11 protein-coding genes and 1 pseudogene are annotated in these 11243 nt (G+C 50.8%); 2 read left to right on the forward strand and 10 right to left on the reverse strand.

What is annotated here, in order from left to right; genetic code table 11:
- From tsaD to KKC1_RS06120, 7 genes and pseudogenes are all read right to left on the reverse strand, one after another.
- Window positions 1-750, reverse strand: a 750-nt coding sequence (gene tsaD, locus KKC1_RS06090) for a tRNA (adenosine(37)-N6)-threonylcarbamoyltransferase complex transferase subunit TsaD (protein ID WP_088553601.1), incomplete at its 3' end; no start/stop codon positions are given.
- 313 nt (window positions 751-1063) lie between these two features.
- Window positions 1064-1795: an ABC transporter permease gene (locus KKC1_RS06095; protein ID WP_088553602.1), complete on the reverse strand. Its 732-nt coding sequence runs from the start codon at window positions 1793-1795 to the stop codon at window positions 1064-1066.
- Window position 1796: 1 nt separating this feature from the next.
- Window positions 1797-2636 carry an ABC transporter ATP-binding protein gene (locus KKC1_RS06100; RefSeq protein WP_202819963.1) on the reverse strand — a complete coding sequence of 280 codons (840 nt, stop codon included), beginning with the start codon at window positions 2634-2636 and terminating at the stop codon, window positions 1797-1799.
- Between the two features lie 28 nt (window positions 2637-2664).
- Window positions 2665-3759, reverse strand: coding sequence for a magnesium chelatase ATPase subunit I (locus KKC1_RS06105; RefSeq protein WP_088553604.1), 1095 nt, complete (start codon window positions 3757-3759; stop codon window positions 2665-2667).
- A gap of 36 nt (window positions 3760-3795) precedes the next feature.
- A complete protein-coding gene (locus tag KKC1_RS06110) occupies window positions 3796-5913 on the reverse strand; it encodes a putative cobaltochelatase (RefSeq protein WP_238134219.1) in 2118 nt (705 codons plus the stop codon).
- Between the two features lie 465 nt (window positions 5914-6378).
- Window positions 6379-6768 carry a periplasmic substrate-binding domain-containing protein gene (locus tag KKC1_RS06115; protein ID WP_088553605.1) on the reverse strand — a complete coding sequence of 130 codons (390 nt, stop codon included), beginning with the start codon at window positions 6766-6768 and terminating at the stop codon, window positions 6379-6381.
- Between the two features lie 62 nt (window positions 6769-6830).
- A pseudogene (locus KKC1_RS06120) lies at window positions 6831-7399 on the reverse strand (ABC transporter substrate-binding protein).
- Between KKC1_RS06120 and KKC1_RS06125 the strand changes: the two are divergent.
- Together KKC1_RS06125 and KKC1_RS06130 are read left to right on the forward strand one after the other, a co-directional pair.
- Window positions 7311-7595: an ABC transporter permease gene (locus KKC1_RS06125; RefSeq protein WP_088553607.1), complete on the forward strand. Its 285-nt coding sequence runs from the start codon at window positions 7311-7313 to the stop codon at window positions 7593-7595. The pseudogene KKC1_RS06120 and the gene KKC1_RS06125 sit on opposite strands and share 89 nt — an antisense overlap.
- A 315-nt stretch (window positions 7596-7910) precedes the next feature.
- Window positions 7911-8255 (forward strand): hypothetical protein, encoded by a 345-nt coding sequence (locus KKC1_RS06130; RefSeq protein ID WP_088553608.1) that lies wholly within the window; start codon window positions 7911-7913, stop codon window positions 8253-8255.
- Here KKC1_RS06130 and KKC1_RS06135 read toward each other — a convergent pair.
- Genes KKC1_RS06135 through KKC1_RS06145 form a run of 3 tightly spaced genes read right to left on the reverse strand, consistent with a single transcriptional unit; the run spans window position 8197 to window position 11179 of the window.
- On the reverse strand, window positions 8197-9000 hold the full coding sequence (locus KKC1_RS06135; RefSeq protein ID WP_088553609.1) for an ABC transporter ATP-binding protein: 804 nt from the start codon (window positions 8998-9000) through the stop codon (window positions 8197-8199). The genes KKC1_RS06130 and KKC1_RS06135 overlap by 59 nt on opposite strands.
- Complete coding sequence (locus tag KKC1_RS06140; RefSeq protein ID WP_088553610.1) at window positions 8997-10085, reverse strand: FecCD family ABC transporter permease; 1089 nt, start codon at window positions 10083-10085, stop codon at window positions 8997-8999. Before KKC1_RS06140 ends, KKC1_RS06135 begins: the two co-directional genes overlap by 4 nt.
- Window positions 10086-10099: 14 nt before the next feature.
- Window positions 10100-11179 carry an ABC transporter substrate-binding protein gene (locus KKC1_RS06145; RefSeq protein ID WP_088553611.1) on the reverse strand — a complete coding sequence of 360 codons (1080 nt, stop codon included), beginning with the start codon at window positions 11177-11179 and terminating at the stop codon, window positions 10100-10102.
- Window positions 11180-11243 lie beyond the last annotated feature (64 nt).

Raw genomic sequence — 11243 nt, forward strand, 5'->3', positions numbered from 1 at the left:
AATTATCGCCTGCTGAAAACTGGCAGCCAGGTCTGGAAGGTTCACCTTCTCCTCTTTCTGGCGGGCGCGGTTCAAGTAGTTGAGCACCGCCGACTTTAGTCCGCTGAAACTGAAGTCCAGACTGTTTTCCTCCAACCAGGCCCGTGGAAATTCAATCGCCTCCGGGTTGCCTCCGCCAGCTTCTCTTTCAATGGCCGGACCACCGGGGTAACCCAAACCTAAAGCCCGGGCGATCTTGTCAAAAGCTTCACCTGCCGCGTCATCCCGCGTCTGTCCCATGACTTCTATGCTTCCGTGCTGCGGGAGGTAAACCAGGCTCGTATGCCCTCCCGAAGCAACCAGGCCGACAAGGGGAGGTTCCAAATCTTCGTGCTCCAGAAAACCGGCATAAATGTGCCCTTCCAGGTGATTAATTCCCAGAAGAGGTACCTCCAGAGCATAGGCAACTGCCTTGGCATAGGAAACTCCTACCAAGAGAGCGCCTACCAGTCCAGGGCCATAAGTAACCGCTACCGCGTCAATATCCTTCCAGTTGATACCCGCTTCTTCCAGAGCCCGCTCCACTACTCCCACAATGTTGGACATATGCTTGCGGGAAGCTATCTCCGGCACCACCCCGCCAAATTTCCGATGGGTGGAAACCTGGGAGGAGATAACGTTGGAAAGTATTTTGCGCCCGTCCACAACCACCGCCGCAGACGTTTCGTCACATGAAGTTTCTATTCCCAGGATCGTTACTTTTTTAGCCATAAGACCACACTCCTCGTATTAGTGTATCAAAATGGCAAAAAAAAATAAACAAAATGAAAAAATTAGAATGTATCAACCAATAACACCTGTTCTGATATATTTATGTTGTTTCCCTAGCCGGGAGCCTTGCCCCCTTTGGGATATTTCCAGTAGTTTTCCCCTATCAATTGCGTATGCTATAGCCTGTCTAAACTTTTATTAGAAAACGGTTCTTCAGTATGATTAAACATTAATTTAGCATTCCAGTCATGTGCCAAAAAGTAAAGTTATTGACAGTGGAACCAATCCTAAACCGACATTACCTCGCTGTCCCTTAACGTATTCGGCGCACTGTCCAAACGGCGGCTGCAAAAAAGGCAACGGAATAACCTACCAGCACCAGGGCTGAAACGATAGGGATGGTGTGACCGGCAGCCAATGCCCGCAAGGTGTAGCTGGTATGGGTCAGGGGCAGCACGCGAACCACGTCAGCTACTATGGCGGGCAGCTTTTCGGCCTGGAAAAAAGTGCCGCAGAGAAAAGCCATGGGCAAGATGACGAAGGTGCTGAAATTAGCCATATCCGCATGGGAGTTGATGATCATGCCGGCCACCACGCCCAGGGCGGCAAACAGGAAACAGGTAGTGCCGATCACAGCGAAAAACCAGCCGCCCAGGGCAGGCCGTGCGCCGAAGAGGACGCCGAGGACCAGGATCACCATAGAGCTTATCAGGCCGCGCACCGTCCCCGCCAGTACCTTGCCCAGAACGAAGGAACCCGCGCTGATAGGAGCGATGAGGTATTCCTCCAGGGTCTTGTAGTAGAGGCGACTCATATTAACTTCATTCCCGGTGGCATTAAAGCTGGTGGTCATGGCGCTCAAGGCAATGATGCCCGGTACCACGAAGTCCAGGTAGGAGCCGCTATCAGTAGGGATGTTCCGCCCCAGCCCCCAGCCGAAGGCGGTCAGGTAAAGCACGGGACCTACCAACCTGGATGCCAGGAACTTCCACCAGGTGCGTTTGAAAACCAGCATCTCGCGCCATAAAACGGTAACAAAATCCATGCTAATCACCTACCCTCCGCCCGGTAAGCTGGATAAAGACGTCCTCCAGGCTGGTCTCCCGGATGGTCACCCCGCCCGCCAGTTGACCGGCGTGCCTTAGCGCTTCTTCCCGCGTTCTACAAAGGGTATAGGCAGCCTGCCCGCCGTTTAAGGATTCCACCACAAACCTCCCCACCCGCTCTTTAAGTTCTGCGGGCGTGCCCAGGGCAATCAGCCTCCCGTGGTCCATAATCCCCACCCGGTGGCAGAGCAACTCAGCCTCTTCAATGTAATGGGTGGTAAGCAGCACGGTGACCCCGTCTCCGTTCATCTGGCGTACCAAGTCCCAGATACGACGCCTGGCCTGCGGATCTAGACCAATGGTAGGTTCATCCAGGAAAAGCACGCGTGGCCGGTGCATCAATCCCCGGGCGATCATCAACCGGCGCTTCATGCCCCCGGAAAACTTGCTGACCAGATCGTCGGCACGATCAGCCAATTCCACAAAAGCCAACAGTTCCGCGGTACGGCGGCGGCGCTCGGCAGCAGGCATTTTATGCAGCCTGCCGTGGAGCTCCAGGTTTTCACGGGCGGTTAATTCCTGGTCCAGGTTCATGTGCTGCGGCACCACCCCGATGACCTGCTTGACCCGACCTAGGTCGCGGGACACCTCGTATCCCGCAATAAAAGCTTCGCCCGAGGTGGGCCTGGTAAGCATGGTAAGCATGCGGATGGTGGTGGTTTTACCGGCGCCATTGGGACCGAGCAGGCCGAAGATCTCCCCCTCCTCAATTTTCAGGTTGAGATCGACCACCGCCCGCAGTTGACCGTAGTTTTTATTAAGACCCCTGATTTCAATCAAAGTATATACCTCCCTGCACCACGCACCTTTACCGCACCTGGTGGGCATGGACGTGGGAGTGGCTATGGGTGTGCGGATGGGTATGTCCCAGCACCGCGGAGAGTTTTGCTTCATCAAACGCTATTTCCTGGAAGGGTTTCCGGCGCATACGGTGCAAGAGCGCCAGGTTGGCCGTCTCCCGGATATCAGCTTCGGTAACCTCGGTGCGCCCATTTAGAGCAGCGTTGGTCTTGGCTGCCTTCAGCATCACCAGGTCGGCCCGGTGGCCGTCTACGCCCATCTCAATGGCAATCTCGGCAATCAAATAAAGCATCTTTTCCGGCACTTGCACCCGCGGTAAGATCTTTCTGGCAGCCAAAATCTGCTGCCTGAGCTTCTCCTGCTCAGCTTCCCAAGCAGCACAAAAACCCGCAGGATCCTCTTCAAAGGCAATCCTCCTCCTGACTACCTCGACCCGCTGAGCCGGATCGAGAATCCCGGCGATCTGGACGCATAAACCAAAACGGTCCAATAGTTGGGGACGCAGTTCACCTTCCTCAGGGTTCATCGTCCCCACAAGGATGAAGTTCGCCGGATGGGTAAACGATACCCCCTCCCTTTCAACTGTGTTCACACCCATCGCCGCTGCATCCAAGAGAACGTCCACAATGTGGTCGTCTAAAAGGTTCACTTCATCCACGTAAAGGATGCCCCGGTTGGCTTCGGCCAGCACTCCAGGCTCAAACCGCTTTTCCCCCTTCTTGATGGCTTCCTCAAGATCAAGTGTCCCCACTACCCGGTCTTCAGTAGCGGAAACAGGAAGATCTACAACCCGCATTTTCCGGGTGACGACAGGCAGTGTTTCTCCACGCATCCGCCTCTCCCGGCATGAACTGCACATGGTGGTAATATCGTCAGGGTCACAGCCAAAAGGACAATCTGCCACAACCCGGTTTTCCGGGAGAAGCGCAGCCAGGGCACGCACTGCCGTCGATTTGGCTGTGCCCTTCTCCCCCCGAATCAATACTCCGCTCAATTTGGGATTGACGGCATTAAGGATCAGGGCAAGCTTCATCTCATCCTGTCCAACTATCGCTGTAAAGGGGTAAACATACCTCGAGACTTGTCCCAAAGTTTGTTCCATAATCCTATCCTTCCTTTCTTACATCTTCACATATTTCTAAATTTCGGCCAGGGCACCGTGCACCGCTTCCAGCAAGCGCTCCGCCCGAAGATCATTGAGCTTGTAGTAGTCAGCATCCAAGGCAACCGCCAACTGGTGAGCAAGTCCAAATGAGAGGAACCCGTCGTTTTCGACATCAACTACCAGGCTTCTGATGCGCTCTTCTTCCCTGATCAGTTCAGCTACCTTGAAGGCTTCTGCCAAAGGCCGCTCCTCTCCTAAACTGACGTTGGCCTTTCCGTCAGAAATGATGATCAGCAAAGGGCGCAAATCGGGGTCTTTGAAAAGATGAGCTTTGGCCACTTCGTACGCTTTGAGCAATCCCGCGGAAAGAGGTGTCCGGCCCCCAGTGGGCAACTCCGCCAGAAGCTTTTGAGCACGTTCAACACTGTTCGTCGGAGGCAGAAGCACCTCAGCCCTGTCCCCCCGAAAAGCAACCATCCCCACCCGGTCACGCTTCTGGTAAGCATCTAGAAGCAACGAGAGAACCGCTCCCTTGGCTTCCACCATCCGCTGCTGGGCACCCATCGAACCACTGGCATCAACAACAAAGAGGAGAAAGTTGCCGATCCTTTTTTCCCGAACCTTTTCCCGAAAATCAGAAACTTCGATAACTACCGCAACTCCATCACGCTTCCGCCGCCTCTGGTAAGGTGCCGCAGCCCTCAAGGTGGCATCAAAGGCAAGGTCTTTTCGAGCCCATCTCAAGGTGCTCCGGACATAGCGGCCTGATTTGGTGGCTGTCTGCCCGCGCGACCTCCGGCCCGACCCACGCCGCAACATGCCCTTCTCCTTGAAGCTGATCCTGCGCACCGAGAAAGGTTCGCCTACAGCAAAGATGGTCTCTGGAGCATCCCGCGGGGGAGTCGGCTGGGGAGGTAAGTCCTTTTGTTCTTCCTGCTGGCTTTCCTCCATCTCAGGAGGAGACTGCTCCTGTTGCTCTTGGCTCTCCTGCTGGTCTTCCTCTTCTTCTGTGTTTTCGGGCTCCTCCAATTCCTCAGGTTCGGGAGGCTCCGGCTGCTGAGGAGGAGGCGCTTCCCGCATCCGGTGAGGTAAGACAAATTCCGCAGCTTCGTAAACATCCTCAGCAGTTACTTCCCGCCTCCCATACCAGGCAGCAAGCGTCCGCGCAGTTGCGGCCATCACGAGATCCGCCCGGTGCCCAGCTACCCTCGCCTCGGTGCATACCCGAGTAACCAGTTCCTCCAGTTCAGGCGAAATCACTACCTCAGGCAACAGACGCTGAGCAGCAATTATGGCCTGCCGCACCCTTTCCTCTTCTTCAGCCCACTGAGCAAGAAATCCCAGTGGGTCCTGGTCAAAGGCTTCTCTGCGCTTGATGATCTCTACTCTCACTGCCGGGTCTGTCTCACCTTCAACCTGGACGCAAAGACCAAAACGGTCCAATAGTTGCGGCCTCAGTTCCCCTTCCTCCGGGTTCATCGTTCCCACAAGGATGAATTCCGCCGGATGACTGTAGGAAATCCCTTCTCGTTCCACAAAATTGACCCCAGAAGCAGCAGCGTCAAGCAACAAATCCACAAGGTGGTCATCAAGAAGGTTGACTTCATCAATGTACAAGATCCCCCGGTGGGCACGGGCCAAAAGTCCTGGCTCAAAGCGGCGGCCACCGTGCTTAACGGCATACTCAAAATCCAAACTGCCTACCACCCGATCCTCAGTGGCAGAAACCGGGAGATCAACAACCTGGACTCGCCGCCAGACAACAGGTAACGATTCTCCAGCAGCATACCGCGACAGGCAGCAAGAACATAATTTGTGCGGCTCAAAAGGATTGCACTGGTAAGGGCAACCGGGAACAACAGGTATCTCCGGAAGTAAAGCTGCGAGGGCACGCACTGCAGTCGATTTGGCCGTGCCTTTTTCTCCCCGAATGAGGACTCCACCCAGATGGGGGTTAACAGCATTGAGAAGCAAAGCCTTTTTCATCTTCTCCTGCCCCAACAGCGCCGTAAAAGGGAAGACATACCGCCCGGATTTGTTTTCTTGCAACTTCTCATCTTCTCCCAACACTTTCAGGCCCCCTTTTCCCACCACCAAACTAAAATGGGACTTGCGCTCCAATAAGACTGTTGCAAACAGAAAAAGGGCCACCAAATCTCTCCTACCATCCCTTGGTAGAAAGGAACCTTCGTGGCCCTGCTTTTCCTAAGCCGTATTCTTGTGTTCAATCTGCTTCCTGCAGTTTACTCTTCAAAAAGATCACCGTAACCAAGAATGTGTCTCCGACACCGCGCAGGATCAGAGCATCCAACCGGAATACAATAGAATCGTTGTCGCCTATCTCACGATTGTTCCGTCTAGGTTTAGAGTATCCAACCGGAATGCCGGCTTCGGCCGGCTCTTAATAATTCTTTACTTTTTTACTTCGCCAGTTTCTCAAAAATTCCTCTTTTTTCTGCACAATATAACTAACTTAATTCCTGCTGGTTCCAAAAATCTTCCCTAAAATCATCTTCCCTAAAATCTTCCGGACAGACTGGGCTTTTACATGGCACACCAGTAATTAGCTGGCACCGCTGGAGGGGCGTTCTAAAAAGATTCAGTGATTCTAAATCATCATTTTCTGCTCACCTTCCACAGGGTGGCCAAACTTTCAAAGCCGTAGTAAGATTCCCAGCCTTCAATGTCTTTTTTCAATACTGTGATCCTGTCAGGATGGCATAGGAATGCTGCTAGACAGTTTTTCATGATTTCCTCCTGTAGTGCCCAGTAAAGTTTTTCCCTTTCCTTTTCATCAGCAGTATAAAGCTGGGCTACAAAAAGCCTGTCAACCTCGGGACTTTCCATCACCTTGTAGCGTACCCCGGAAAAAAAGAACATACCAATGTAAGGATAAAGATCGTCCTCCCTCTTACCATAGGGTGGAATCAATGCCAGGTCGTACTGACCGGCACCAACAACCTTCGAAAAAGCTCCAGCTTCAGACCTCGATACCAACAGCAGCAAGCTGTGCCTGGATCAGTTCAGCCAGGGCTTTGTGGTATGCCCGGTAGCCTTCATAGGCAAGTTCAAGTGGTTTCTCTTGGTGGAAACCAGCCTCTTGCAGCAGACTTGGCTTTCTCCGGGTTGTAAGCATACCCCTTGATATTTGGGTTGGTCCAGGGGATCGATGTGTCAAATCCCACAAGTCCTTTTGCAGGAACACCGTAGCCTTCTAGCAGGTTGGCCACCATTTCTTCCCTGTTGAGAGCGTAGTTTATTGCCTGCCTGACCTTGATATCCTTCAATACCTCAGATTTTGGATTGAAGTAAAAAGCTACAAGGTAAGCCTGGTGCAAAGCCATAACCTGATACTTGCCAGAATCAGCCAGACGTCTAGCTGCTACCGGCTCCACACCCTGCATATCTACACCAATTACGTCCACTTCCCCTGATTCCAGAGCCATGACCGAGTCTGAGGATCAGGAATGCACTTCACTGTCACCTTGCTGAGTTTGAGTGTACCTTTCCAGTAATCGGCAAATGGTGTAAAAACTAACTTTGGAGGATTGAAGGATGAAACCACCCAGGGGCCGGAAATCAAGTCAGCCCTGCTCGCCGGGGTGATCGTGTTCCAGATTCCCATCAACGGGAGCATCGGGCTGCTTTACCTGCTCTCCCTTCTGTTTATGCTCTCCTGCCTGGGAATTGGGACCCTGGTCTCCACTGTCGCCAGGAACCAGAGGCAGGCCATGCAGATGGCGTTTTTCTTCATTTTTCCTTCGATCCTGCTCTCGGGATTCGTTTTCCCCAGAGAAGCCATGCCCCCCTCTTCTATGCCCTCGGCTACCTGATTCCCACGACCTACTTCCTCCAGATCCTCAGGGGGATCATCCTCAAAGGGATCGGCATCACCTACCTCTGGGAACAGGTCATTTCTTTACTGATCTTCGGGCTCCTGGTGAACCTGATCAGCATTATCCGCTTCCGAAAAAGCCTTTCCAGACAACAAGAATGAAAAGACCACTTTTCAGACCTCCGCGGTCTTTTGGAAACGGCTTCAGCCGCCAATTATCTCAGATAATGCTTAGCAAGATCAGAAGCAGATTTCAAAAAACAACTGCATCAGATATAATGATGAAAAAGAAATATGCTAGGAGCGCGCCCATATGGAAGGCAATCTACCACAACTCTTTGCAGATCTGGCCCAGGAACCGGATCGCTTAAAAAAGACCTTAAAAATTCTCGCCCTGATTACTGAGCATATCCCGCCTCTCAAACCGATCGTGGTTGTGCCGACCGCAAGCGGCTCGACCAGGTGCTGTGTAATCTGGGCTTCGAACTCACCACAGGTAGACACTGGTAGAGCGAACTTCTCGACCTGGCCATTGAAGCTCCAGATGAAGTGCTTGCTGGGTCTGAAGGTAAAAACTTGCGAGTACAAATACAGCCTTTTCATGCTGTTTTTGTTGCTGCCGATGCTTTTGGGGCTTGAAGAGGCTCAAGCGGGATAATATACGGCCTCCCTGAATCCTTGTTGACAACTGTCTCCACACCGTAGACCGCTCTTACATTGTCAGGGGTGAGCACCTCTTCCGGCCTGCCGATGGCATAAATTCTTTTTTCTCGCAGGAAAACCATTTTATCCGAAAAGCGGGAAGCCAAGTTCAGGTCATGCATCGATATTATCGCTGCCACACCTTTTTCTTTTGCTGTAGAGGAGACTAAATTCATGACCTCAAGCTGATGTTTCAGGTCAAGGTTGCTGGTGGGTTCATCAAGGAGAAGGATTTCCGGCTCTTGAGCAAAAGCCCTGGCAATCAGAACCTTCTGCTTTTGTCCACCACTAAGTTCGTTAAAATCCCGAAGCGCCATTTCCTCTAATCCCATTAATCTGAGTAAATCCGAGACTATTTCCTTGTCCCTCAAGCTTACTCTCCATTCTATATAAGGTCTCCTTCCTAAAAGAACGATATCAAAAACGGTAGAAGGAAAGGCGCGAACGCCATTCTGAGGGACATACCCTGATAGCCGGGCAAGTTCTTTTAAATTCATCTTGCTTACGTCTTTCCCCATTAAAAGCACTGTCCCTTTTTTCGGTTTAAGGATCTTATTGAGGCACTTCAATAAAGTGGTTTTTCCTGAGCCGTTGGGCCCCACAAGGCTTACCACTTCCCCTTTTTCTACCTCAAGGGTTACATCCTCCAAAACAGGGCAGCTCCCGTAACTGAAGTGAAGCCTTTTGACCTCAATTATCATGAGAAATACTCCTTTCTTCTGGTCATAAGGAGAAAAATAAAGAAAGGAACGCCGATGAAGGAAAGTACAATTCCTACCGGGATGACGACAGGTGAAAAAACAGTCCTTCCTATAGTATCGGCCCCGACCAGGAGAATGGCTCCGAGAATGCAAGAGCAAGGCATTAGAAATCTGTGATCTGCACCAATTAGTAAACGAGTTATATGAGGAGCAACAAGGCAAACAAAACCTATTATTCCCGTAAAGCAGATTATCCCGGCGGTAATGAGGGTTGCCAAAATGAGGGTTACTACCCTCACCCGGGGTACATTAACACCGAGGCTTGTGGCAACTTCATCTCCCCCGGAGGCCATTACGTTTAAATCCCAGGAGTACCTCATCAAAAGGGGAAGGCAAGAAAAGAGCATTACAGTTACTATCAATATATTTCCCCAGCTTGCCCCCGTAAGACTGCCAAATAGCCAGTAGACCACGGCCTGAAGTTCCTCTTCGGTAGCAATATATTGGAGCAGCGAAGTAGCAGCACTCGCAAGATACATTATTGCAATTCCGGCCAATATTAAAGTCTCCCCAGTTACCCCTCTCATCCTGGCAAGACCATAAACCAGAAAAGCGGTAAGCAGGCCGAAGACAAAAGCATTGGTTACTACTATGGCCTTTTCGCCCCCGACAAGATTAAATCCAAGGACAATGGCGAGAGATGCCCCCAAGGCCGCACCGGATGAAACTCCTATGGTAAAGGGACTCACTAAAGGATTTCGCATTATCCCTTGCATCGCTGCACCGGATACGGCAAGACCTGCCCCGGCAACAATTCCCATGACAATCCTGGGAAGCCTCAGATGCCAGACAACGACATCGGCAAAGCTTGTTGTTTCAATTCCGGCAAAAGGAAAGATTCTGGCAAACACGGCAGACGAAACTTCACCTATCCCTAAACGGGCAGAACCCAAGGTAGTCGCATATAAGGACAATGCTACCAGAGCACCCAGGCTGCCCAGGATAAACACTACTTTTCTGGCGGTGAACTTGGTGTATAACTCCTTTATTGCAGGAACTTCAATTTCCTTGACTTCCGTTGCCATAGGCTTGTCTCCTTTTATTTAAGTTCCGGATATATAAAAGCCCCTTTTACTTTTTCATATTCCACTCCCAGATATTTTTCCAGGTGTTCCCTGAGATACTCCTCCAGATCGAGGTCTTTGAAAAGCTCAGGGTAAAACACCTTCGCTAAGAAGCAAGCCCCAATGTTCTTAAAGGCTCCACCCCAAAGCGAGTGAGCAAAGGTGTAAACTCTCCCTTCTTTTACTGCTTTGATCTCACCAAATCCCGGTCTTTCTTTTAAGCTCTCGGTTGCTTCCTGAAGAGGCTGAAGATCAGGATTCCCAAAACCACTATGTTTATAAAGATCCCTAACTATCACATCGGGATTTTGTTGAATTACCCACTCAGGGTCAACCTCGGGATAACCTCCAACAAGACCACGGGCAATATTGATACCTCCAACCATTTCTATCAACTGGTGGTATCCTGAGCCTTGAGAACAGGTATGATATGGTTTTGATCCGTGCTCATAATAAACACGGACTCTTTCTTCTTCTTTCAAATCTTTTACTTTTTCCTCGATCGCCCTGATCTTGCTGAACCAAAATTCAGCGTATTCTTCTGCCTCTTTCTCCTTTCCAAAAATTCTTCCCAACAACTTGATCTCTCTTTCCATTGTCTCCGGATTGTAAAGGTCGAGACGCACCACTTTTATTTCATCGGGAAGTTTTCTCTCCAGTTTCTCCGGATCCGGCCATTTCACATAAGTGAACACTACTTGCGGCTTTAACTCAACTATTTTTTCGAGGTTCGGCTCAAAACTTGAACCTACCTGGGGTTTTTTACTGATTTCGGGCAAAATTGGCTCATCATCAGCTATATACTTGCTAATTCCGACAACCTCGTTAGGGCTCACACCAATGCACTTCAAGGCCACGGCGTGGTCAGAAGAAAGAACAACAATTCTTTCCAGAGGCTGAGGTATCTCTACCGTTCTCCCCGCCGAATCCGTAATTGTGACAATTTTCGAAGATGCTTCTTCCTCCTCTACCGGAGCGCAAGAAAAACTAAATGATGCCAGCAAGATAAATATCAATGCCAACATTATAAGGGGTACTATTTTTTGGCCTTTCATTGATCTTTATTCCTCCTCGCTGATGAAACTAAGAAGATTTCACACTTCTCCTTGCTTCTTGTTT

This window comes from Calderihabitans maritimus (genome assembly GCF_002207765.1).
Classification (GTDB): Bacteria; Bacillota; KKC1; order Calderihabitantales; family Calderihabitantaceae; genus Calderihabitans; species Calderihabitans maritimus.